General features: G+C 48.7%; 20 protein-coding genes and 1 riboswitch. Of the genes, 12 read left to right on the top strand and 8 right to left on the bottom strand.

What is annotated here, in order from left to right; all coding sequences use genetic code 11:
* The first annotated feature begins 38 nt into the window (after window positions 1–38).
* Window positions 39–359 carry a heavy metal-binding domain-containing protein gene (locus LZD49_RS08435; protein WP_234666903.1) on the top strand — a complete coding sequence of 107 codons (321 nt, stop codon included), beginning with the start codon at window positions 39–41 and terminating at the stop codon, window positions 357–359.
* A 46-nt stretch (window positions 360–405) separates the two neighbouring features.
* Here the strand turns inward: LZD49_RS08435 and metF are convergent, their stop codons facing one another.
* Window positions 406–1,362, bottom strand: coding sequence for a methylenetetrahydrofolate reductase [NAD(P)H] (gene metF, locus LZD49_RS08430; protein ID WP_234666902.1), 957 nt, complete (start codon window positions 1,360–1,362; stop codon window positions 406–408).
* Window positions 1,363–1,800: 438 nt separating this feature from the next.
* Complete coding sequence (locus LZD49_RS08425) at window positions 1,801–2,274, bottom strand: GNAT family N-acetyltransferase (RefSeq protein WP_310590476.1); 474 nt, start codon at window positions 2,272–2,274, stop codon at window positions 1,801–1,803.
* Window positions 2,275–2,374: 100 nt separating this feature from the next.
* Between LZD49_RS08425 and LZD49_RS08420 the strand changes: the two genes are divergently transcribed.
* Entirely contained in the window at window positions 2,375–3,088 is a 714-nt protein-coding gene (locus LZD49_RS08420) for a YebC/PmpR family DNA-binding transcriptional regulator (protein ID WP_234666901.1), read from the top strand.
* Here the strand turns inward: LZD49_RS08420 and LZD49_RS08415 are convergent.
* Window positions 3,085–3,531, bottom strand: coding sequence for a transcription elongation factor (locus LZD49_RS08415; protein ID WP_234666900.1), 447 nt, complete (start codon window positions 3,529–3,531; stop codon window positions 3,085–3,087). The genes LZD49_RS08420 and LZD49_RS08415 overlap by 4 nt on opposite strands.
* 348 nt (window positions 3,532–3,879) lie before the next feature.
* Between LZD49_RS08415 and LZD49_RS08410 the strand changes: the two genes are divergently transcribed.
* The gene (locus tag LZD49_RS08410) at window positions 3,880–7,491 is read left to right on the top strand and encodes a CotH kinase family protein (RefSeq protein ID WP_234666899.1); all 3,612 of its coding nucleotides are present in this window, start codon (window positions 3,880–3,882) and stop codon (window positions 7,489–7,491) included.
* A 47-nt stretch (window positions 7,492–7,538) separates the two neighbouring features.
* Here LZD49_RS08410 and LZD49_RS08405 read toward each other — a convergent pair whose 3' ends face one another.
* Entirely contained in the window at window positions 7,539–9,254 is a 1,716-nt protein-coding gene (locus LZD49_RS08405; protein ID WP_234666898.1) for a T9SS type A sorting domain-containing protein, read from the bottom strand.
* Window positions 9,255–9,715: 461 nt separating this feature from the next.
* Here LZD49_RS08405 and LZD49_RS08400 point away from each other — a divergent pair, with 461 nt between their 5' ends.
* Entirely contained in the window at window positions 9,716–10,636 is a 921-nt protein-coding gene (locus LZD49_RS08400) for an aspartate carbamoyltransferase catalytic subunit (protein WP_234666897.1), read from the top strand.
* Here LZD49_RS08400 and LZD49_RS08395 read toward each other — a convergent pair whose 3' ends face one another.
* Window positions 10,637–11,347 (bottom strand): DNA alkylation repair protein, encoded by a 711-nt coding sequence (locus LZD49_RS08395; RefSeq protein WP_234666896.1) that lies wholly within the window; start codon window positions 11,345–11,347, stop codon window positions 10,637–10,639. It abuts the gene before it with no gap.
* An 83-nt stretch (window positions 11,348–11,430) separates the two neighbouring features.
* On the opposite strand from LZD49_RS08395, the gene LZD49_RS08390 reads away from it, so the two are divergent.
* From LZD49_RS08390 to rlmB, 3 genes are all read left to right on the top strand, one after another.
* Window positions 11,431–12,321, top strand: a complete 891-nt coding sequence (locus LZD49_RS08390; RefSeq protein WP_234666895.1) for an SDR family oxidoreductase — start codon at window positions 11,431–11,433, stop codon at window positions 12,319–12,321.
* A 150-nt stretch (window positions 12,322–12,471) separates the two neighbouring features.
* Complete coding sequence (locus tag LZD49_RS08385) at window positions 12,472–13,692, top strand: GWxTD domain-containing protein (protein ID WP_234666894.1); 1,221 nt, start codon at window positions 12,472–12,474, stop codon at window positions 13,690–13,692.
* Window positions 13,668–14,438, top strand: a complete 771-nt coding sequence (rlmB, locus tag LZD49_RS08380) for a 23S rRNA (guanosine(2251)-2'-O)-methyltransferase RlmB (RefSeq protein WP_234666893.1) — start codon at window positions 13,668–13,670, stop codon at window positions 14,436–14,438. Before LZD49_RS08385 ends, rlmB begins: the two co-directional genes overlap by 25 nt.
* A 102-nt stretch (window positions 14,439–14,540) precedes the next feature.
* Here the strand turns inward: rlmB and mnmA are convergent, their stop codons facing one another.
* Both mnmA and LZD49_RS08370 read right to left on the bottom strand, forming a co-directional pair.
* Window positions 14,541–15,650, bottom strand: a complete 1,110-nt coding sequence (gene mnmA / locus LZD49_RS08375) for a tRNA 2-thiouridine(34) synthase MnmA (RefSeq protein WP_234666892.1) — start codon at window positions 15,648–15,650, stop codon at window positions 14,541–14,543.
* A 131-nt stretch (window positions 15,651–15,781) separates the two neighbouring features.
* Entirely contained in the window at window positions 15,782–16,825 is a 1,044-nt protein-coding gene (locus tag LZD49_RS08370) for a hypothetical protein (RefSeq protein ID WP_234666891.1), read from the bottom strand.
* A gap of 49 nt (window positions 16,826–16,874) precedes the next feature.
* On the opposite strand from LZD49_RS08370, the gene LZD49_RS08365 reads away from it, so the two are divergent.
* The 5 genes from LZD49_RS08365 (at window position 16,875) to LZD49_RS08345 (ending at window position 21,873) form a co-directional block, all read left to right on the top strand.
* Window positions 16,875–17,498: a molybdenum cofactor guanylyltransferase gene (locus LZD49_RS08365; RefSeq protein ID WP_234666890.1), complete on the top strand. Its 624-nt coding sequence runs from the start codon at window positions 16,875–16,877 to the stop codon at window positions 17,496–17,498.
* Entirely contained in the window at window positions 17,470–18,297 is an 828-nt protein-coding gene (gene fdhD / locus LZD49_RS08360) for a formate dehydrogenase accessory sulfurtransferase FdhD (RefSeq protein WP_234666889.1), read from the top strand. The genes LZD49_RS08365 and fdhD overlap by 29 nt, the downstream gene beginning before the upstream one ends.
* Window positions 18,298–18,299: 2 nt before the next feature.
* Entirely contained in the window at window positions 18,300–18,665 is a 366-nt protein-coding gene (locus tag LZD49_RS08355; RefSeq protein ID WP_234666888.1) for a DUF7009 family protein, read from the top strand.
* A 3-nt stretch (window positions 18,666–18,668) separates the two neighbouring features.
* Entirely contained in the window at window positions 18,669–20,981 is a 2,313-nt protein-coding gene (locus tag LZD49_RS08350) for an FdhF/YdeP family oxidoreductase (RefSeq protein WP_234666887.1), read from the top strand.
* A gap of 121 nt (window positions 20,982–21,102) precedes the next feature.
* Window positions 21,103–21,873 carry a glycerophosphodiester phosphodiesterase family protein gene (locus LZD49_RS08345; protein WP_234666886.1) on the top strand — a complete coding sequence of 257 codons (771 nt, stop codon included), beginning with the start codon at window positions 21,103–21,105 and terminating at the stop codon, window positions 21,871–21,873.
* Window positions 21,874–21,955: 82 nt separating this feature from the next.
* Here the strand turns inward: LZD49_RS08345 and metX are convergent, their stop codons facing one another.
* Complete coding sequence (gene metX, locus LZD49_RS08340; RefSeq protein WP_234666885.1) at window positions 21,956–23,008, bottom strand: homoserine O-acetyltransferase; 1,053 nt, start codon at window positions 23,006–23,008, stop codon at window positions 21,956–21,958.
* Between the two features lie 131 nt (window positions 23,009–23,139).
* Window positions 23,140–23,248: riboswitch (SAM riboswitch) on the bottom strand.
* Window positions 23,249–23,284: the final 36 nt, after the last annotated feature.

The following is a 23,284-nucleotide window of genomic DNA, read 5'->3' as shown; positions in this document are numbered from 1 at the left end:
GGCCCGTCAAAATCAACACCAACCAAACCTGAAATCGCATGCTCGTTACTACTACCCCGAATATCGAAGGTAAAAAGATCATCAAGTATATCGGACTGGTGAATGGTGAAGCCATTATCGGGGCCAACTTTGTAAAGGACTTCCTGGCAGGTATTCGCGACGTAGTAGGCGGTCGCTCAGGCTCTTACGAGCAGGGGCTCCGAGAAGCCAAAAGCATCGCAATCCGCGAAATGATGGAACAGGCGCAACGCCTTGGGGCCAATGCAGTAATCGGTGTGGATATAGATCTCGAAACGATCGGAAATGGCAGCTCGATGCTTATGGTGAGTGCCAATGGCACTGCGGTGTGCTACGAATAAACATGGTACGCCGGGCACCGCAGTATCAAATATGCCACATACTGGATTAAAACACGCCCCGGGCGATCTGCGACACGTTGTCGGATTTGCCCATTGTATAAAAATGCAGCACAGGCACGCCGTAAGCCATTAATTCCTTACTTTGCTGTATGCCCCATTCAATGCCTACCTGACGGACTTCTTTGTCGGTAGCACACTTTTCAACTTCTTTCACCAGGTCCTGCGGGAATTGCAAATGGAAAATATCTGCAAGAACGGTCAACTGTTTTCTGGTTGATAACGGTTTCAATCCCGGAATGATAGGAACCGTGATTCCCTCTGCGCGGCAGCGTTCCACAAAGGTGAAATATTTCTGATTATCGAAAAACATCTGCGTCACAATGTAGTTGGCGCCGAGATCGACCTTCTTTTTCAAAGCCGCATAATCGGAATCAAAAGAAACGGCATCGAAATGCTTTTCAGGATAGCCAGCCACACCGATACAGAAGTTGGTCGGCGACATTTCTGTTTCTGCATTGAGCAGGATTCCCTTATTCATATTATCCACCTGAGTCACGAGCTCCGATGCGTAGGTATGTCCGCCTTGTTTGGGTTTGAAAACGCCCGCGGACTTCTCGGGGTCGCCACGGAGCACCAATACATTGTCTATACCCAGGTAATGCAGATCGATCAATACATCTTCGGTCTCATCTTTGGTAAATCCTCCGCAGATCACATGCGGCACCGCATCCACTTTGAAACGCTCCATCAAACGTGCGCAGATACCGACCGTTCCCGGCCGTTTCCGAATCGGAATGCGTTCAATGGTCCCATCCGGGCCGACACGGTCGATCAGTTCCTCGCGGTGGTAAGTAACATCTACAAACGGGGGATTGAATTCCATCAGAGGCTCGATGGAATCGAGCAAATCATTGATATTCTGTCCTTTCAGTGGGGGGATAATCTCGATCGAGAACAGGGTTTTTCCTTCCGCGCGGCTGATGTACTCGGTAACTTTGGTCATGTATTGAATGATGTGGTGTGTCCCAAAAAATTACAAATGAACACCATTTCATTCTCCTAACCAATGTAGGGGCACAAAAAAATGGCCTACCGCATTACAGTAGGCCATTCCACGTAAACCCTCCTCTATCAGTGTTCGTCAAAAATGTTAATTGGGTTGCTGACGGGCGTCAGTCCCAAAGCAACAATTTGCTTGACTGAATACTAATAACTAAAATTCTGTGCCAAATTATGAAAGAAAGAGTTCGCGAACAATTTATATCAAACTTTTTTTATCTAATTGTAGATCGATTACTACGCTTTTCACCAAACATCCTGTTTTATCCCGGATTAGTTCCTTTTTGTAGTCTCGTTTAGACTGTCATCGGTTACAACCACTGTTTCTTATTTCAACACTTTTGGGAAACGATTCCCCAAAAAGTTACACAGTTTGTAAAATCTACCTGTTTTGCCGCGTCATTTCGATATGCTCGATCTCATCTTCGAGGTAGATTTCACTTGACTGCCTGAAACCGAACGACTCATAAAACCTTTTGAGGTATAATTGCGCGCCAATCCGGATTGGGACTTTGCCATACAATTCCTCCAATTTTTGGATCGACATATTGAGTAGCTCCACCCCGTAACCGGCTCCACGTCCCTGCGCCGAAACAACAATCCGCCCAATCGCCGGATATTCATACGATAAACCCGGCGGGACAATGCGTGCGAAAGCAAGCAGCTTCCCATGGCGGTAGCCCGAGAGGTGATGGCACTGCTGGTCCTTGTTATCCATGTCGAGAAAGCAGCACCGCTGTTCCAGCACAAATACCTCGCTTCTCAGCCTGAGAATGTCGTAAAGCGCTGTATTTGTTAGTTCTTCGAAGGTCTGAAAGCGCCAATCCAGTTGATAATCCATGAAAGTGTTGTCCAAAAGAATTTATTTTACCTGATATTCCCCGTTTTTATAAATTTGCGGGACAATTTACAATATCAGGGTACCAACATTAAAATAACCAATAATACATTATAGTATGGGAAGGGCTTTTGAATACAGAAAGGCGCGGATGTTCAAGCGGTGGGACAAGATGGCCAAAACTTTCACGAGGATTGGTAAGGATATTGTGCTCGCGGTAAAAAACGGCACTGCCGACCCCGCCACCAATTCCAAACTCCGGGTTCTCCTGCAAAACGCAAAGGCAGTGAACATGCCCAAGGAAACCGTGGAAAGGGCGATCAAGCGTGCCAGTTCCAAAGATCAGGAGGATTATAAGGAAATGGTTTATGAAGGCTACGGCCCTCATGGCATCGCTGTCCTGGTTGAAAGTACCACTGATAACCCAACCCGCACGGTGGCTAACGTAAGGAGCTACTTCAACAAACTGGGCGGCAGTTTGGGAACAATGGGAATGCTTGATTTCATTTTCGATCGCAAATGCATTTTCAAGATCAAGAATACCGGTAAAGATCTCGAAGAACTGGAATTCGAATTGATCGACGCAGGCGGTGAAGAAATTTTTTTGGACGAAGAGACCAACCTAATCAACATATATGGTGAGTTCCCTGCCTTCGGAGCATTACAGCATTATCTTGAAGAAAACGGGTACGAGATTGTCGAAGCTGATTTTGAGCGGATTCCAAATGATACCAAGACATTAAGCGACGAACAGATCGCGGAAGTGGAAAAACTGATCGAGAAGATCGAAGAAGACGACGATGTACAGCGTGTTTATCACAATATGGCTTAATGCAGCGCCACGATCCGGTGTTGTTTTTTCATAAATTCAAAATAGGCCCCGGTTTCCTTTCCCAATAAGGAAGCGCCTACCGGCGAAGAAGATGAGACTGCTAAAACGGTCTCATTTTCTATTTTGACGGCCCCCAGGCTTACCGCAATAAAAAACCAGCCGGCCGTCGTTTCCAACAATGTCCCTACCGCACTTCGCACGGACACATCACTTTCGCTGACCTTTTCCAATATCAGCCGTTCCTGCCTTGCAAGCTCGTACTGGCGCGCATGCATATTCCTGTCCAGTTGCCCCATCGAGCGCGAGGTTTCATATTTGTCACCCATTGAACTTTTGCCCTGGTCATTAGCCGATTCCTGCGCCGCCTCCATTGCGTTCCAGGCTACCTGCATGCGTTCATCTAAAAGAGATTTCAGGTGAGCGACTACCACTGTTCTTTCCATTATTAAAATAGTTACCGCACGGACGGTTTGGTTTACTGAAAGGTTGCAAATATAAGAACCAACCGCAATATCTCCGGCTGTTACCGCCTTTGGGTACATTCTACAACCGACACTAACGATATCGATACTTAATCGCAAAGTATTTCGTAAAATTCGCCTATCAAAAATCAGGATAGTGCAATACTATTAGAAGTAATTCACAGCACCTTGAGCATTCCATTTACCGAATACTCAACTGTCTGAAAATTAGGATAGTATACGTCAAAATAAAGTGAATTGCACTTGAAATTATTAGCATTTTAGTTTCAAAAAATTTAATTTCTAACAGCATTATCCCTCTCTATCATCATGAAATACTTATACTACACGTTATCGCTGGCGATGTGTGTTTCTTGCGTCGTCTGCCAAGGCCAATCTATCAAAATCAATGAGTTGATGGCCTCCAATTCCACTTCTTTCACCGACGAGACGGGTTCGGACGAGGACTGGATCGAGCTTTACAATGCAGGTGCGGCGGCCGTCGACCTGAGCGGTTACTATGTTACCGATGATGCAGGCGAGCTGAAAAAATTTCAATTACCATCCAACGCCGGCAGCCTGACAGTCCAGCCAGGCTCATTCCTGATCCTCTGGGCCAGTGGCTTGCCGTCCCGTGGCCCCCGGCACCTGGGTTTCGGCCTGAGCGGCGACGGTGAGCAATTTCTGCTTGTAGCTCCAAACGAGTCCATTATCGACCAGGTAACTTTCACCAGGCAACGAACGGATGTGTCGTATGGCCGAAAGACGAATGGCAGCGCGGAATTCGTGTACTTTCTGCCGTCATCGCCCAATGCGAATAATGTACAGACAAATTCCTACACCGGGTTTTCCGCTGCGCCGGTAATGAGCGCCGCGAGCTGTTTTTTTCAAACCGATTTTACGCTCACCATTTCCGCGCCCGTCGCCGGAGCAGAAGTTTATTATACCACAGACGGCTCGGAACCTGACAAGAACAATATTACAGCACCGGGTAAGGCCTATCAACACAAAAACCAGTACCCGAGACATCCCGGCGACCCGACGGAACCGATTTTAACTAAATATTTCCTGACACTGAAACAGAATTCGCCGGTTAATATCCCGATCAGCAACAAATCGTTGCAACAGGATGTCTATGCGTCTATTTCTACAACTAATGATTATATACCGACTTACAGCTTAGTACCCGTCAAACCGGTTTACAAAGGGACGGTCATCCGCGCCAAAGTTTATGAAGCAGGAAAACTGCCCAGCGAAACCGTATCGAGGTCGTACTGGCTCACACCAAATGGTCAGCCAAAATCGAAACTTGCCGTCTTTTCGATCAAGGTCGACCCCGACGATATGTTCGATTATGAAGACGGTATCGGCGTTGCCGGAAAGGACTTTATGGACTGGCGGAATACAAATTCTACCACCCCTTCGCTTGGGGTGCCTTACGGGAACTACTACCGGGGAACGGAAATACCGGCCAATGTCGAAATACTGATCAACGGCAGTTCGGTTGTTAACCAGCAATTGGGCTTGCGCATTCATGGGCAAGGTTCGCGTACACATGACAAGAAAAGTTTCAGACTCTACTCTACCGGTGCAAACGCATCACAAAGCGATATCGACTATCCTCTTTTTCCAAATCAAACATTCCATACCTTCAAAAGACTTGTCCTCCGGAACTCGGGCAACGATTACGAGCGGACGCTGATGAAGGATTCCTACATCCATCAGATTGCCGAAGGTTTGAATATCGAATTGCAGGATTACCGGCCGGTCAGTACTTACCTGAACGGAGAATATTGGGGCCTCTATGACCTTCGTGAACGGCAGGACGAATATTACTACGCCAGCCATTATTCCCTGGAACCGGAAAATATAGAGTTTTTCACAGACGACGGGATCGAAAACAATTCAGGGCATTATGCGGACCTGTCAAATTTCATAAAAACTCACAACATGGCCGATGCGGGCAACTACAATTACGCATTACAGCGAATGGACATGGACAATTTCGTCGATTACTGCATTATGGAACTATACGCCGCTAACTGGGACTGGCCTTATGGGAATATCACTTACTGGCGACACAAAGTACCGTACAACCCCTCGGCCGGGAAGGGTAAGGACGGTCGCTGGCGCTGGGCCCTTTTTGATGTAGACCTGAGTTTCGAAGAACTGGATGCGAACCAGTTCTCCAAAGCATTGGGTGCACCTGATTTCCTCCTTAGTTACTTGCTGCCGAATACGACTTTCCGAAACAAGTTCATCAATCGCTATGCCGACCTGATCAACACCCATTTTCTGCCGCAGCGATTGTTGGATCAGATCCAGGTATGTAAAAATCTCATCAAAGATGACATTCCTGAAAACATCAACCGTTGGAACAGGCCGTCCAGCTATGCTACATGGGAGTCGAACATCAATCTAATGGTCAACTTCGCTACTAACAGGCCCAATGTCGCCAGGGGGCATATCCAGAGCCAGTTTGCACTCAATGACGGCACCCAGGTCATCGATGTAGATGTCTCGAATAAGGCGCATGGCTATGTACGGGTCAACACCATCGACATCCAGCCGGGCACATTGGGCGTTTCCGCCGACCCGTACCCCTGGAGTGGAACATACTTCAAAAATGTGAACATTGCATTAACGGCCATCCCGAAGCCGGGATATAAGTTCCTGCAATGGGAAAATCTCACTACGCACATTGTTTCCAATACCGCAACCATAGAATTCGCTCCCTCGTCAGGATCCAAATATCGTGCGGTGTTCGCTGTGGACGTGGCACCGTTGCAGATCCCCGCTCCACTGGACGACGGTGCATGCGTATACAACTTCAATGCATGGCTTGCCACCGCTGCTGAAAATACCTTTCCGGACAACATGCGGTTTGTTTATATGGAAAACGACGATCCGGGACTTACTTCCAACGTAGTCGGCTTTACAAGTGGTGTCTACAACCTCACCAGCCGCACGCGTATCAATGGCCTAGGCGATCAGGGTATTTCGCTTATCAATACCGGAAATGCGGCCGGTAACCCCGGCTATCCGGGCATGAAACTCGGAGGAGCCATTCTCGCATTGAAGACAACCGGGAAAACCCAGGTTAATGTAAAATGGACGGGCGGCACGGTGATGCCGAATACAAGGCCGTATGCGATCCGCCTGCAATACCGCCTGTCGGAAAGCGGGCCTTTTACTGATGTACTCAATACCAGCGGACAGCCCGTACAATATATGCGGGCAGCTACTGCCGGGCACCAGCAGGTCATCGACTGGGTGAAACTGCCTTCCGATGCCTTGAACAAACCGTACGTTCAATTACTATGGCGATACTATTGCACAGATGCCTCGGCGTCCGGCGCGAGGGATGAGCTACGTCTGGACGACATTGCCATACAATCCTGCTCCAATCCATTACCTGTAACACTGATACGGTTCAATGCCGAACCGGCGGAAGAAAAAGTGGTGCTGGACTGGACGACAACTGAGGAGACAAACAATGAATATTTCGATGTGGAGCGCTCACAGAATGCTGCGGGTTGGCTTGCAATCGGTAGGCTGCGAGGCAAAGGTACCATATCTGCGATCAATCAATATCGGATGAATGACCTTGAACCACTCCCGGGGACGAGCTATTACAGGCTTAAACAGGTTGACACCGACGGATCTTATACCTACTCGCAAATGGTATCCGTCAAACGTGCCGATTTCGCGGCCAGCGTTTTCCCAAGCCCAGCCGACCAAGTACTACATATCGCATTACCTGATCAGCAGCAACCGTTCAGCTACACCATCTCCGACGTATCAGGCAAAATAAAAGCTAGCAATTTGTCGCAGCCGGGTAAACCTGCCGTTCCCGTGGGAAGCCTGTCGTCCGGAGTATATGTGATTAGTATACAAACAAAGAACGGGGCATCTACTTCCCTGAAATTCATCAAGAAGTAAATACCCCGCACCAAACTCTGACCTTTCCGGCACAAACAACCGGGAGGTCAGAGTTTGGATATTTTTTTGCGGACCAGCTCACCGCCGGCGTTAAACTCTACAATGTATTCGCCACGGTTGAGTCCCGAAACATCCAGCTCATTCCCCTGCGATTGCTCGAGCAGTATTTTACCATTCAGGTCCATTACCTTCAACCTACTGACTGCGGAACCGTTACTGGTTGACACTTCGATGACGTGTTGCGTGGGGTTAGGATAAACAGAAGAAGCAGATTCTTCGGAGTCACTTTTGATAGCGATGATCCTGGAAAGCGTCGCAGTACCATCAAAATCGACCTGGTTGAGACGGTAATAAGTCGTGCGGGGAGCTGGCGACTCATCGGTAAAATGATACCGGTTTTCCTCCTTGCTATCCCCCACGCCCTTCACGATCCCGACCGGGGCAAAGCGGACGGCATCGATGCTTTTTTGAATTTCAAAATAATCGTTGCTTGTCTCCGAAGAGGTGACCCATTCGAGTTCGTTAAAACCATTGAGTGTTTTTTTGCCATTGAAACTCACCAGTGTCACAGGAAGCGGTGGCGGGGGTAGCGGGGGTGCGGAGGCCATGAGCGATTTGGCATTACCCAGTATATTCACGGAGGGATTGATAATCGCATCGCGCCACAGCCCAGCTGCCATTCGCTGGCCCTGTTCGTTGAAATGCAGTTTATCGTACCGCCCCTCATTGCCGATAGCGTTCAAATCCGCCCCCCGGAAAGTATTGGGTACGGTGTTGATCAAGTCATTCTGGGCGTTCGTAATTTCCGGTTTAACCCCGTCATTGTAACAAGACGTCGCGACCATCCAGGCCAGTTCCTGATAATTGGCCTCATTACGGCTCTTTTCCATCACTTTCAGACTTCTGAAATAGAAACCTGCGCCTGTTGTATCGCCATCGTTGATACCATGCGCCGATAACACAGCCCGTAAGCCGGTGCGGGGTACATATTTGTTCAAGGTATTCCGGATATTGACATAGGGCATCCTGATATTATACTTGATAAACCCATGGGAGAAGGGGATATCGTAAGCCGCTTTATAAAAATGTCCCATGTTGCTGCCTCCGAATGCCGCGCTGTAAAAAAGAATGGGGACATTCAACGCCTTTACTAACGAGTCGCCCAGCTTCGGCCAGAACCACGGCTGGTCGGCCATTGGAGCAATACCGCAGCTCTGACAAAGATGCGTCGGTTCCAGTGGGGGAAGGTCATCCGGACTGCCCGTTTGCAAATAGAGGTTTCTTTGCCCGGGGTTACTCATCGGATTTATAGAGTTGACGAGATCGCTGGCGGCACCGGTCATGGCCCCTTCCGCGGCGGCGGCGTTGGAATGGCCTACGATCAAAAACACCTCGCCCACTCCCACTTTTTCGACGGTAATTACATCCCCGACCTGTTGATTACCTGCATTCATCGCCCTTACTTCGAGATCGAAGCGCCCACCTGTCGAATTCAGAAAACCACCGTATGTTCCGTTGCTGAGACTGGATGCAATCGTTGTCCAGTTTATGGCATTGCCGGGTTCACCTCCCCGGGTGTTTAATCTGGCTTCGATGCGCGTAACCTGATTCCCGAAATAAGTGCCCGTTACAAACACATTCGCATGACCGGCCGGGTCGCGTTGATAAACCATTCGTGCCGGTGGGAAACTCACACTTACCTGTGCCCGCACCGTCGGGTAAGCCAGCAAGAAAATGAAAGATAAATAGAGCTTTACTCGCATAGAAAATTGTTTAAGAATGAAAAACTGAAAACGAACGAATGTAAAAACGACCGAACGGGCGGTGCCCTTCCGTCCTCGCGGACAGTCCGTACTGAACTACAATAGAATGATTTGCATTCCGCCACGACCATACTTTCTCGTCGAGCCAATATGACATAGCAATGCCACAGGGCTATCAGAGCCTTTTAAAGATAAATGCTACGTATGTACTTGATTATGAGGAAATAGGGAGGAGATAAACTTGTTTAAAGAGATCAGCAGCCGAACCTCTTTAAACAAAAATAGCAAGAGAGCGGAAGAAATAACCTCATCGTATTAAATAAATTATTCTAATAGTACCAAAGCTTATTCTACGGTCAAAGCGGAACTTTATTTAGCATTTCCTCAGTCGAAAATCACCCTCATATTTTCTCATTGACGGCTTCCTTGTTATCTTTGCCAAACTTTCTTGAATACCAACAATGACACAACTTTCGGTCCGGCACTTACTTGGAATCAAAAACCTGAACGAGAATGACATTCAAACTATCTTAGATACGGCGACCCAGTTCAAGGAAGTCATCAACCGGCCTATTAAGAAAGTCCCTTCCCTGCGTGATATTACCATTGCCAACGTTTTTTTCGAAAATTCCACCCGCACAAGGTTGTCATTCGAACTCGCGGAAAAAAGGCTTTCTGCCGATGTGGTCAATTTTTCTGCTTCCGGCAGTTCGGTAAAAAAAGGGGAAACGTTGCTCGATACGGTCAACAATATCCTTGCGATGAAAGTGGATATGATCGTCATGCGGCACAGTAGCCCCGGAGCACCGCATTATTTATCGACCCGCATACCTGCCAATGTTGTGAATGCCGGCGACGGCACGCATGAGCACCCCACACAGGCGCTGCTGGACGCATTTTCGATGCGCGAAAAGCTGGGCGACCTGACCGGAAAGAAAATCGCGATCATTGGCGATATCACCCACTCGCGCGTAGCCTTATCCAATATATTCTGCCTCCAAAAACTCGGGGCCGAGGTAATGGTTTGTGGCCCCTCCACGTTGATCCCCAAACATCTGGGCGAGCTTGGCGTGAAGATTGGCCATAATGTAAAGGAAGCCCTGCAATGGTGTGACGTGGCCAATGTGCTGCGTATACAGTTGGAGCGGCAGCAGATCAAGTATTTCCCATCGTTGCGTGAGTACTCTTTATATTATGGTATTGACAAAGCGATGCTCGACGAGTTAAACAAAGAGATCGTGCTGATGCACCCCGGTCCCATCAACCGTGGGGTAGAACTTTCCTCTGACGCGGCGGATTCAAATCATTCGATCATTTTGAATCAGGTCGAAAACGGGGTTGCTGTGAGAATGGCAGTACTGTATTTGTTGGCTCAGCAATAATCAGCACCTGACCTCTTTTCGCTTTCTACCGAGAAGCCCTTTATCCCAAACCTTCTGAATATAATCGGGTGGGTAAGGTACTTTGCATTCGGTGTTACCCATATTGACCTTTACTCTGCCGATCCTTTTACCCACTTCCATCGCTTTCTCTGCCAGCGGCTCGTAATACGTGCCTACCGCGATCACAAAACCATTCATAACATACCGGACCTGATTTTGTGCCGAATGTATTTCGCGCTCCACCCGATCGAGTAGCTGGTCTATCTCCTGCTTGTCGAGCTGATCGTCCGGTGTCAATGCCAGGATGCATCCCCAGGTCGACCACCCCGCATCGGCCGTCAGTTCGTCCTCGGATTCGATCCACTTTCTGGCCATTTCAAATTTGTAGGGGCTTTCGGCCGCGTTCCAGGCAACGGTATACTCGCTGATCATATGCCAGGATGCGCCGTCGATCCACTCATCGAGAACCTCGGGCGTCATGAGCGCGGGATTCGATATTAATCCAGCAAGGTACATCGCATCTGAATTTCCGGTTTTAAACAGTTCCAATGCCAGTTTGTGGTCGTTTTTATGCCTTTTAAGAATCGGTTTCATATCCCCTATTCTCACCCCGTAGATGGGATCCACCGCTCCATGGTTCCTGAGGGTTTTAAGCGTCTGTTCAGTCCCGAGCAATGCCAGCTCGTTCATAATTTCCTTTACCTGATCCATTTCCGGATGATTTGTTTTACATTCATAATATACTGTTTTTAAAGAAAAATTACTGTTCATCCCATTCTAAAAATACATGTATTATGATATTTAGCGAAGGAATGCTCCGAGATGGAGCGCTCGAAAACAAGACAATTATCGTCACCGGCGGCGGTACCGGGCTGGGGAAATCAATGGCGGCCTACTTTCTCAGATTGGGCGCCAATGTCGTGATCTGCAGCAGAAAGTTTGCCGTGCTGGAAGAAACCGCCGCGGAGTTAGCCCAAATTACAGGCGGAAAGATCCTCCCTGTGGCGTGTGATGTAAGGAACACCGAACAGATCGAAAATGTGATTGCGAAAAGCGTTGAGGTATTTGGCCGTGTCGACGGATTGGTTAATAACTCGGCAGGGAATTTCATCAGTCCAACAGAACGGCTTTCGTACAAAGCTGTGGATACGGTCGTCGATATCGTGTTGCGCGGAACCTATTACTTTACGCTGGCTTTGGGTAAATACTGGATAGACAATAATATCAAAGGCACAGTGCTGAATATCGTCACAACTTACGCCACTACCGGCTCCGGCTGGGTCGTTCCTTCGGCCATGGCAAAAGCAGGTGTGCTCACGATGACCAAGTCGCTCGCATTCGAATGGGCGCGGCATGGGATACGCCTCAATGCCATTGCTCCCGGCCCATTCCCTACCAAAGGTGCCTGGGACCGGCTATTTCCCGAAGAACTAGCCAAAAAATTCTCCTTCGAAAACCGCATACCGCTCGCGCGCACAGGCGAGCATCAGGAACTGGCCAACTTGGCGGCATACCTCGTTTCTGATTTTTCGGCCTACATGACCGGCCAGGTCGTCACCCTGGATGGAGGCGAGGTGCTGGCTGCCGGACAGTTCAATTTTCTCAAAGAAGTGACTGACGATCAATGGGATGCCATCGAAGATCAGATTAAATCGGCGACCCGTGGCGGTAAGAGTCCTGAATAAAAATTTTATTACCGTTTTATTGGGTAATTTTGCCCGTTACTTCGTTATTTGACAAACGATGACGACACGTACATGAGAACAAATTTTCGCTTTTGCATCTATATAATGTCTGTTTTGGTGATGGCCGGGTGCGCATCATCCAATAAGCCAATGAAGCAGATTCCCGAGGCACAGGTACGGCCAACGGAGCAGCAGCAACAGCAAATGTCGGCCCCGGTGAATGAAGAACTTGCGTTGGTTGCCATTCAGAGCAAATATCTGCTGAAAGACACGACACAAACGCAGGTTTTCCTGTATATAGATGCATTTAAGGGCAAAAATGCGATTAGCGTGGCGGACTTCGTCCGACTTTATAACCTCAACTACGTCATTTATTCAGACTATGGCACGCGGGAACGCCTCGGTTACGGCAATGTAAAGCTGGATTCGACCAACGTTTCACGCACAGGCGATAAAATTGTCATCTCCTACGAGTTGAAAAGCCCGAACCGTGATTACGGCGTTTTGCTAAGCGAAATCAGCCAGACCGGAACCCTGAAAAAAGTATTGAACGATCTCACGATCCGTTTCAAGAAGCTGGCAGTCAACCAGATGTACGGCGTTTACACAGGCACCTCGACCCAGCCTCTTCAACGGCATTATGTGAACACCAGCGAGCTGTTTACTGTCAAAAAAGCGGGTGAAGGCTCCGAGCAACTACACGTTTACTATTATAACCACGACTTTGAGCCAGCAGGCTCGCCTATGAACATCGCTCCGAAAAATGTGGGCAAATCACTGGAAGTCGATAGTACATTTACCATTAGCGCCAATCAACCTCTGCAATTCAGCAAAGAAGGTCTTTACAATATTTTTGCAGATACGACACAATCGGAAGGACTGGGCATCCTGGTCGTCAATGAGCGTTTCCCAAAAGTGACGCGCCCGCAATTGCTGTTGGAACCGCTGCTTTACATGAGCACAAACAACGAGGTCAACGAGATTAAGAAAGCAGAAGATTATAAAAAGGCACTGGATAAATACTGGCTGACGCTTATGAACGGCAATGCGCCGCTGGCACAGCAGTCTATCCGTTCGTTTTACGGAAGAGTTGAAGAGGCCAATCAGTTATTTACCACCTATAAAGAAGGCTGGAAAACGGACAAAGGCATGATTTATATTGTGCTCGGCCCCCCCGACAAGGTACAGCGCAGCAAAGACCGCGAAGTTTGGACGTATGATCATAAAGGCAACGCCCAAAACGTCAATTTTACATTTAACAGGAGAAACAATCAATTTGTGGATGATCATTATGAACTGGTTCGCTATGCCGAATACCAGCCGATTTGGTATCCAGTAGTAGAAGCATGGAGAAACGGAAGTATACGGTAAGAAAACCAGCCCCAAGACAGTCCCAGGCCGACATGGTTTTTGGTACGCAGTCAGTATTGGAAACCCTTCGTTCGGGAAAAGAAATCGAACGTCTATTTATTCAGCGCGAGTTTGGGCTTGCGGAAATTGAAAAACTCGCCAAAGAACTTGGCGTCCCCTATCAGCGTGTACCAGTCGAAAAACTAAACCGGGTAACGCGCAAAAACCACCAGGGCGTTATCGCATTTGTATCGCCGATCCAGTACATGCCGCTGCACAATGTGCTCACGCAGGTATACGAGGACGGTAAAACCCCGCTTCTGCTGCTGCTCGACCGTGTTACGGACGTTCGTAACTTCGGTGCTATCGCGCGCACAGCGGAATGTGCTGGTGTACAGGCCATCATCGTCCCAACTAAAGGCGGCGCGCAGATTAATGCGGATGCCATGAAAACCTCTTCGGGCGCATTGAACTTCTTGCCTATCTGCCGCGAGCCCAATCTTTGGGAAACACTTATGTATCTCAGAAATAGTGGATTGCAGATCGTTGCTTGTACGGAGAAAACCGACAAATCACTTTACGACATTGATTTCACTGTACCAACAGTGATCATCATGGGCTCAGAAGAAGATGGAATTTCCAAAGAATTCATCGATCTCGCCGATAGCGGCGCCAGAATCCCACTCAACGGACAAGTGGAATCGCTAAACGTGTCGGTTGCGAGTTCGGTTGTTTTGTATGAAGCTGTCAGGCAGAGAATTAAATAATAGAAGGAGATTTAAGCGTATTACTTAAATTGAAAAACACCTGAACCGGCATTGGATTGAACCTCCTCTAAGCACGTCAGGTGTTTTTCTTTTATACTCAAACTAGGCCTCCTGCCGGAAGCTCTTCATAATCCAGCCGCCGCCGATAACATCATCGCCTTCATAAAAAACAGCCGCTTGCCCCGGTGCAATGCCATTGACACCATCATGGAAACGGGCTACGATTTGATCCGGGCCGGTTTGCTCGATGATAGCCGGCGTACCATCATGTTTGTAGCGCACCTTGGTTACCGTTTCGAGCGGTTGGTCTATTGAAGCATATTTTTGCAAGTTTAACTTACTGACATTCATGCCATCGCGGAACAGATCGGGCATATCGCCTAGCACTACTTCATTAGACTCCTTCCTGATTTCGGTGACGAAAACAGGACGGCCCAATGCAATGCCAAGGCCTTTTCGCTGACCAACGGTGTAGAAAGGGTATCCTTCATGTTTCCCTACTACCGTTCCGTCGGCGTAGACGAAGTTACCACCTGCCACTTCCGCTTCCAGGCCAGGAATGCGTCTTTTAAGAAAACCGCGGTAATCGTTATCGGGAACGAAGCAGATCTCGTAGCTCTCGGATTTATTGACCAAATCGATAAATCCTCTTTGGCGCGCCATTTCGCGGATCTCGGTTTTATGCAAATAACCTAATGGCAACTTGGTACGCGCCAGGCTTTCCTGCGACACGCCCCAAAGCACATAGCTCTGATCTTTCCAGGCATCGACACCCTTTGAAACATAATGACGACCGTTGTTGAACTGCATATTGGCATAATGGCCGGTCGCGATAAATTCACAATCGAGCCTGTCGGCGCGGCGAAGTAATGCATCCCACTTGATATGCGTATTGCACAGGACACAAGGGTTAGGCGTGCGTCCTTCGAGGTATTCACCTGTGAAATGATCGATTACGTAATCTCCGAACTCGGCGCGAATATCCAGGATATAATGCGGGAAGCCAAGTTCCACCGCGATATTGCGGGCATCGTTGATCGAATCCAGCGAGCAGCAGCCGGTTTCTTTTTTAGTACCACCACTACTGGCGTAATCCCAGGTTTTCATGGTCATACCAATGACCTCATAACCTTGTTCGTGGAGAAGAACAGCTGCGAGTGAGCTGTCGATGCCGCCACTCATGGCGACAAGAATGCGTCCGTGTTTACTCATTGTAGGAATCTGCCGAAGGTTGAATGCCTTCCGATCGTGATTTAAATTGAAAAACCGTAACGGCTGAGAATAGCCCTTCGGTTCCGCAAAGGTAGGGATTAATTGGCATAAACGGGCATCAATCAGCAGGCCTACGCTATTACCTGCCGTATCACATTCTTGATATTCAACTCGATAAGCTCCGTCATTGTTTCACATTTATGGTAATGATGATCCGAGAAATGTCTGCTGAGGCCCTCTCTTAGCTGGTGAATGTTTTCCTGGGTTGAAATTTTGTCCTTGATACAAACATCCCGCAGTTCCCGCAAACGGTAACGTTCGGCGCGGGCCTGGTACATGATCGACGATTGTTCCTCCTGCTGGTATTGCACCACCGTTTTATCGGTCAGATATTCCATCGCCAGTTGCACATAGGGCAGGTTTTCTTTGAAGAACTGGGGCATATATACTCTTAGATTACCCTCATAGAACTGCTGGTCGAAGTCGATGGCGCGGAGGCGAAACTGGACATCGTCGAAATCCGGGGTGATTTGCATGACGAAGTTATAAGAACGCATGTCGCCTAGTAACGTGATCATACAGCGCTCATTGAACTTCACGAATTCCTTTGCAATCCGGATCGGGTTATAATCGGGATCGCGCATACGCGTACGTGCGAACTCGTCACCAGGAATGCCCGCAATGTGCTCCTCAATAAGCGTTTCCCCGTCGACGATATAATTTACCTGGTTTGGCGAGAAAATCTCTTCAAGTTCCAGCCCGTATATCCGCGACGAATCGGCTTTTTTGACATAGAAATAGTCGTAAATATCGTTCAGCCTATTCACGATCTTGACGCGAAACGGATTGGAATTGCCAAACTTACAATAGTCGATACGATCAATATATTTGTGCTCGACAATGCGCAGGTTCCCGGAGGCTTTTAGCATTGCATACACTTTTTTCAGGCCGCTATGTAGCCTTTCTAGCTCGTGCGGTGGGTAAAGCGGACTTTCCCAGAGTGTGTCTTTGCCATTTTTGTCCGATATCGAGAAAGATTCGTAGAAATTCAGCAGATCGTGGTAAGCCACAGGCAGCTTGGCATCGCGCTGATACAAACGAAGGTATTTGCGTAACTCCGGGCTCACCGGATAGATCGGCTTTTTCTTTAATATTTTAACATCACCCATTTCCATACAAGGAAGTTACGGATATTTGACCGATTAAATCCACCAACCAGCCATTATGAGCTTATACGGACTCGTGATCTGCGGCGGCGAAAGCACAAGAATGGGCACCGACAAAAGTCTTTTGGTTTATCACAAAAAACCTCAATACGAACACGTTGGCGATCTGCTGGCACCCTTGTGCGAGCACGTGATCCTCTGTTGCAATACAGAACAAAACGATACATTCCGAACAGACTATCCCAAACTCACCGACCTGCCTCAATTTGCGGACGCGGGCCCGATGACCGCTTTACTCAGCGCTTTTGAAACGTTCCCCGGAAACGACTTCCTCATTGCAGGTTGCGACTATCCTTACCTGACCACCGATGAACTGGTCAATTTTCTTCATTCCATTGATAAGGAATTGCCGGCCGCGGCCTTTTACAATGAGGAAGGTTTTTACGAGCCATTGCTGGGATGGTATTCCAAAGCAGGCGGCAAGGCATTGAAAGAAGCATTTGAAAACGGCGCTCATGCATTGCAGCATTTTCTTCGGGCACAAAATGCAGGAAAATATCTGCCGTTGACGAAAAAAACAATGATGAGCGTGGATACGCCCGAGGGGTTTCGAAATGTAAAACAAGCATTGGCAAAGCAGGACGACATTCAAAATGGAAAACAGTTCGGTTCTATATCATAAAATCACGCGGATCAGCGGAGAGAACACCGAAGAGCTCGACGACTGTCTGGCTATCGAAGAACCGCTTGAAATACAGCTTGCCTATCACACTCCGGATGGCAAACAGCGTAAAAGCATTTCAGTAACCATGCGTACGCCCGGAAATGATCAGGAGCTGGCGGCCGGTTTTTTGTTTATCGAGGGCATCATCCATACCAAAAGCCAGATAGCAGGCATTCACCATGCCCAGCTCGATGAAAACAAGGTACTTGTAACCTGTTCGGAAGGGTTCGAACCACAAATCGGGTCGCTCGAACGAAACTTTTATACGACTTCGAGTTGTGGTGTATGCGGGAAGGCGAGTATCGATGCTATTAAGACACGGTCGGCCTACGCGGGCATGCGCGACGATCTGGTTTTGCCAAAAGCCCTGTTTTATCAATTACCGGAGCAGATCAGCCATCATCAGGATGTTTTTGAAAGCACCGGCGGGCTACATGCCTCGGCATTATTCGGCCTTAATGGCCGGTTTCTGATGCTCCGTGAGGACGTAGGCAGGCATAATGCACTGGACAAACTCATCGGCGCGGCATTGCTGGCTGATCACCTCCCGTTGCATAATCATGTACTTTTGCTTAGCGGTCGGGCGAGTTTTGAACTTATCCAGAAGGCGGCCATGGCTGGTATCAGGATCGTTGCTGCGATTGGTGCGCCATCGAGCCTGGCTGTGCAGCTCGCGCAGGAAAGCGGCATTACACTCGCAGGTTTTCTCAAAAAAGACAAATTCAACATTTATACCGGCAAACACCGGATCCAGTAACAATGAAAATCCGCATTCACGCCAATTCCGTGCGTTTCAGACTTTCCAAATCGGAAGTCGGTACGCTTGAAAATGAAGGGTATCTCGAAGAAACGACCGATTTCGGGCCGACGCAATTCGGTTATGCGATCCAAAAATCAACTGATAATGAACTAAATGCCCGGTTTGAAAATAACAAAATCATCCTGGGATTTCCTGCAAATCTCCTGGCGGGCTGGACCGCAAACAACACCGTCGGCTTTGAGGCTAATATGCCGCTGGGTGACGGCAATTCGTTATATCTGTTGATTGAAAAAGATTTTAAATGTCTAGACAATGCCCATGAGGACCAGTCCGACAATTATGATAACCCCAACCAAACCTGCTGAGCCATGTCCGAAAACCCGCTTCCGATCCCAGGTGCCGAAAACCCTGAAAAACTGACCGGCTTAAAAAAGGGCAGCATTAAAAAAGTGGCTGCGGGTATTCCGGCGGTGGTATCGGCACTTGAAATGACCGTCGGCGAAGCAGGCTTCCAGCGCGGTATGAAAGCGCTGTTTAATCTGAACAAAAAGGGCGGGTTCGACTGCCCCAGTTGTGCCTGGCCCGATCCGGACGATGAGCGCTCAGGAATTGCAGAGTATTGCGAGAATGGTGCCCGCGCTGTGGCCGAAGAAGCCACCGCGAAAAAACTGACTGCGGAATTCTTCTCCCAACATTCGGTACAGGAATTGGCCAAATTGACTGACTACGAAATCGGCGGCCAGGGGCGCATTGCCCAGCCGATGTTCCTGCCTGCGGGCGGTACGCATTACCAGCCTATCACTTGGGAAGCTACATTTGAAAAGATTGGCCGGGAGCTCAACAAGCTCGATTCACCCGATGAAGCCGTATTTTATACATCCGGCCGCACCAGCAACGAGGCTGCATTTCTTTACCAGCTTTTTGTCAGGGAATTTGGCACCAATAACCTGCCCGATTGCAGCAATATGTGCCACGAAAGCAGCGGTACAGCATTAAATGAATCGCTTGGGATCGGCAAAGGCTCTGTTACCCTAAATGATTTTTACCAGGCAGAGGTAATTATGATCCTTGGGCAAAACCCGGGCACGAATCACCCGCGGATGCTCACCGCATTGCAAAAAGCCAAAGCGAACGGCACCACCATCATTTCCATTAATCCGCTTCCCGAAACCGGACTAATGGGTTTTAACAACCCGCAGACTGTCGCCGGCGTGCTAGGATTTAAACCGGGATTAACCGACATCTTTCTTCAAGTGAAAATCAATGGCGACATGGCCTTAATAAAAGCCATTGAGCTGTTGTTGCTGGAAGCGGAAAATGAAAACCCAGGGACCGTTTTTGATCAAAAATTTATTCACCAAAATACCGAAGGCTATTCCGGGTTCATCCAAAGCCTGAAACACCACAATGCCGAACAGCTTGCCGCGCAGGCCGGCGTTCCATATGCGCAAGTGCAGGAAGCCGCACGCGTGCTGGCGGGTAAAAAGAAAATCATCGCATGCTGGGCAATGGGCCTTACCCAACATAAGAATGCTGTTGCGACCATTAAAGAGATAGTGAACCTGCTCCTGCTCAAAGGCAGCATCGGCAAACCAGGCGCAGGCACTTGCCCCGTGCGTGGCCACAGCAATGTGCAAGGTGATCGTACAATGGGCATTTTCGAAAGGCCCAGTGCAAAGTTCCTGGATTCGATAGAGCAGAATTTCCATTTCGCGCCTCCAAGAAAACATGGGTACGATGTGGTGGAATGCATTAAAGCCATGCATGCGGGCGAAGCGAAGGTTTTCTTTGCCATGGGTGGCAATTTTCTTTCCGCGACGCCCGATACCCGGTTTACAGCTGAGGCATTGCAAAAATGCCGACTGACCGTCCACGTTTCGACCAAACTGAACCGCAGCCATTTGGTACACGGCGAGGAAGCACTGATATTGCCTTGTCTTGGCCGAACCGACAAGGACATGCACGAGGGCGAAAACCGGTTTGTTTCCTGCGAAAATTCGATGGGTGTCGTGCAGCTTTCACGAGGTGTGCTCACTCCCGTTTCGGACCAGCTCCTCAGCGAGCCGGAGATTGTGTGCAGACTGGCGCAAGCCACATTGGGAGCGCGCAGCAAAGTCAATTGGAACAGGTATGCGGAGGATTACGACCTGATCCGAAACGATATCGAGCGCACCATTCCCGGATTTGCCGATTATAACGAACGGGTACGGCAGCCGGGAGGGTTCTATTTACCTAACTGCAATCGTGCAGGCAGCTTTGACACGCCTGACCGCAAGGCGCATTTCCACATTGCCTCGCCCGAAGTCCAGGCGTTGAAGGATGATGAACTGATCATGATGACCATCCGCAGCCATGATCAATTCAACACCACTGTTTACGGCCTGAACGACCGCTATCGCGGTATTTACAACGAACGGAGGGTGATCCTCATGAACACGCGGGACATCAAAAACCGAAATTTGAAAGACGGGGACCTCGTGGATTTGCATAACCATTATGACGGCGTTGACCGTGTCGCGCACAAATTTGTGGTAGTGGAATACCCTATCCCCGAACAATGCACCGCGACCTATTTTCCAGAAACGAATGTGCTGGTTCCGATTACGAGCGTCGCCGAGAAAAGCAATACACCTACATCCAAAATGGTGATCCTGACGGTGACGCCGCACCAGGCATTGTAGCATAACTTAATATTGTGCTAACAAACGACGGCCAATCTTACCGTAATTTCGCCGCTGTTTGGGCCCAAAGAGGTAAAATGCGTCGAAAACGGTCTTTTTAAGGAAGTTAAAATTGAATACAATGAAAAAAGGATTTTTAATGCTTGCAATCGGGCTGATGAGCCTGGTGTCGATGAATGGTATGTCTCAAAACAAAAACAAGGTGATCGCGCACCGCGGCGCCTGGAAAAATACCGGTGCTACCGAGAACTCGATCGGTGCACTCGAACACGCGATCAAACTGGGCTGCTATGGCAGCGAATTTGACGTGCATATGTCCGCGGATTCGGTGTTATACGTCTTGCACGACCATTCCATTCAGGGAACTAACATCGAGAAAACGAATTCCGCAGAGCTTTCGCAGATTAAACTGGCCAATGGCGAGGCATTGCCTACATTGGAGGCTTACCTGAAAGCCGGTTCGAAACAGAAGAAAACACGTTTGATCCTGGAAATCAAAACCTCACAAGTAAGCAAGGAGCGCTCACTGGCATTGGCGACCAAATGTGTGGAGTTGGTAAAAAAGATGAAAGTTGAAAAAATCACCGATTACATCGCATTCGATTGGGATGTTTGCCTTAAAGTAAAAGAACTTGCACCCAAAGCGCATGTGGAATACCTGAACGGCGATAAAACGCCGGACGAAATCCAGGCAGCGGGCCTCGACGGTCTCGATTATCATTTCAGCGTTTTGAAAAAGAAAGAGGATTACATTCCGGCCATGCGTCAGAAAAAGCTGACTACCAATGTCTGGACTGTTAATGACGAAGCTACTTTGAAATACTTCCTCGAAAAGGATGTGGATTACATTACTACCAACGAGCCCGAGCTGTTGCTGAGCATTTCTAAGTAAGTATTTGAAACACATGATAACAAAACTCCCGATCGATAACCGACCGGGAGTTTTGCTTTTATTAATATTAGTACAAAACAGACTAGCGAATGCGCGCCATTTGCAACTGCCCGTTTGTTTCCTGCCATGCCCTGATCACCTGTGTAAGCTGCTTGTACTCGATCAGGAAGCCATCGTGGCCATAAAGTGAGTCGATTTCCTGAAATGCCGCGTCGGGAATGTGCCTGGCGAGGAATTGCTGTTCGGAAACCGGGAATAGCAGGTCGGATTTGATGCCGAGTACCAGCGTTTTTGCTTTTACCAAACCGAGCGCGTGCACAATGCCGCCGCGGTTACGCCCCACGTTGTGAGAGTCCATTATTTTGGATAAAACCCAATACGAGAATGCATTGAAACGCTTCACAAACTTGTCGCCTTGGTATTGCTGGTACGACGATGCCCGGAAATCGTCGATCTGATCGGGATTGTCGCGTGCTTGGGTAAAATTGTAAGTATCGTAATTGCGGTAAGAAAGCAAAGCGATCGACCGCGCTGCACGCATGCCCATGGCACCTGCTTCCGCATGCTCTTCCGCATAAGTGGGATCCGCGGCGATCGCCATACGCTGCGATTCATTGAATGCGATGCCCCAGGGTGAATGCAGTGCATTGGAAGCGATCAGGATCAATTCTTCAAACAAATCCGGTTTCTCCACCGCCCATTCCAGCGCCTGCTGCCCCCCTAACGACCCGCCGATGCACATCTTGATCTTGCTGATCGCCAGTTCCTGCCGCAACAAATCAAGCGCCCCCACAACATCGCGCACGGTGATCGTCGGGAAGTCGCGGTAATAAGGTTTGTTTGTTTTCGGATTCACAGAAAGTGGTCCGGTGGAACCATAGGCCGAGCCCAGCACATTGACGCAGACGATAAAGTGCTGCTTCGGGTTGAAATATTTGTCGTCGCCTACCAGGCCGTCCCACCAGTCGGTTGGGTTGGAGGTGCCAGTGAGCGCGTGGCAGATCCAAACGATATTGGTATCACTGGCGTTGCGTTCACCGTAGGTAGTGTATGCGAGCTCAAATCCCGGCAATTCGCCCTCAATTTCGAGTGCGTAGGGATAAGGGTACTTAAATGTCTTTTGTTCCGCTTGCATAAGAGCCACAGCAGGTGGTTAAATTCAACACATGGTAAAGTTGACAGCCGAAATGGAAAATTTCGGTTGTAGCTGCGAGACTAAAGCCAATCGGCTTACGGAAATTTCTAACTGTAAGAGCACACGAATTGATTTTATATCTCCTAAATAATTTAGGTGGGAATTAGCACCTTTCTCCTATGTGGTAGCAGGTTGCCAGAGGTTCGTTGAGCCCATTCTCTCGCCTCTTCTTTATAAATCAACCGCGTTCAAGGGAAGCAATTGATTGATGGTGCA

The sequence above is a fragment of the Dyadobacter sp. CY261 genome, from assembly GCF_021440085.1.
Taxonomy (GTDB): Bacteria; Bacteroidota; Bacteroidia; order Cytophagales; family Spirosomataceae; genus Dyadobacter.
The sequence above is the reverse complement of the archived record's forward strand: the minus strand, read 5'-3'. Positions and strand labels throughout refer to the sequence as shown.

Coding starts and splice junctions, on each gene's coding strand:
- LZD49_RS08345 (WP_234666886.1), top strand. CDS start 21,103: ATGAAAAAAGGATTTTTAATGCTTGCAATCGGGCTGATGAGCCTGGTG.
- LZD49_RS08365 (WP_234666890.1), top strand. CDS start 16,875: ATGAGCTTATACGGACTCGTGATCTGCGGCGGCGAAAGCACAAGAATG.
- fdhD (WP_234666889.1), top strand. CDS start 17,470: ATGGAAAACAGTTCGGTTCTATATCATAAAATCACGCGGATCAGCGGA.
- LZD49_RS08350 (WP_234666887.1), top strand. CDS start 18,669: ATGTCCGAAAACCCGCTTCCGATCCCAGGTGCCGAAAACCCTGAAAAA.
- metF (WP_234666902.1), bottom strand. CDS start 1,362: ATGACCAAAGTTACCGAGTACATCAGCCGCGCGGAAGGAAAAACCCTG.
- LZD49_RS08435 (WP_234666903.1), top strand. CDS start 39: ATGCTCGTTACTACTACCCCGAATATCGAAGGTAAAAAGATCATCAAG.
- metX (WP_234666885.1), bottom strand. CDS start 23,008: ATGCAAGCGGAACAAAAGACATTTAAGTACCCTTATCCCTACGCACTC.
- LZD49_RS08420 (WP_234666901.1), top strand. CDS start 2,375: ATGGGAAGGGCTTTTGAATACAGAAAGGCGCGGATGTTCAAGCGGTGG.
- LZD49_RS08355 (WP_234666888.1), top strand. CDS start 18,300: ATGAAAATCCGCATTCACGCCAATTCCGTGCGTTTCAGACTTTCCAAA.
- mnmA (WP_234666892.1), bottom strand. CDS start 15,650: ATGAGTAAACACGGACGCATTCTTGTCGCCATGAGTGGCGGCATCGAC.
- LZD49_RS08415 (WP_234666900.1), bottom strand. CDS start 3,531: ATGGAAAGAACAGTGGTAGTCGCTCACCTGAAATCTCTTTTAGATGAA.
- rlmB (WP_234666893.1), top strand. CDS start 13,668: ATGGAGAAACGGAAGTATACGGTAAGAAAACCAGCCCCAAGACAGTCC.
- LZD49_RS08390 (WP_234666895.1), top strand. CDS start 11,431: ATGATATTTAGCGAAGGAATGCTCCGAGATGGAGCGCTCGAAAACAAG.
- LZD49_RS08400 (WP_234666897.1), top strand. CDS start 9,716: ATGACACAACTTTCGGTCCGGCACTTACTTGGAATCAAAAACCTGAAC.
- LZD49_RS08395 (WP_234666896.1), bottom strand. CDS start 11,347: ATGGATCAGGTAAAGGAAATTATGAACGAGCTGGCATTGCTCGGGACT.
- LZD49_RS08370 (WP_234666891.1), bottom strand. CDS start 16,825: ATGGAAATGGGTGATGTTAAAATATTAAAGAAAAAGCCGATCTATCCG.
- LZD49_RS08385 (WP_234666894.1), top strand. CDS start 12,472: ATGAAGCAGATTCCCGAGGCACAGGTACGGCCAACGGAGCAGCAGCAA.
- LZD49_RS08405 (WP_234666898.1), bottom strand. CDS start 9,254: ATGCGAGTAAAGCTCTATTTATCTTTCATTTTCTTGCTGGCTTACCCG.
- LZD49_RS08410 (WP_234666899.1), top strand. CDS start 3,880: ATGAAATACTTATACTACACGTTATCGCTGGCGATGTGTGTTTCTTGC.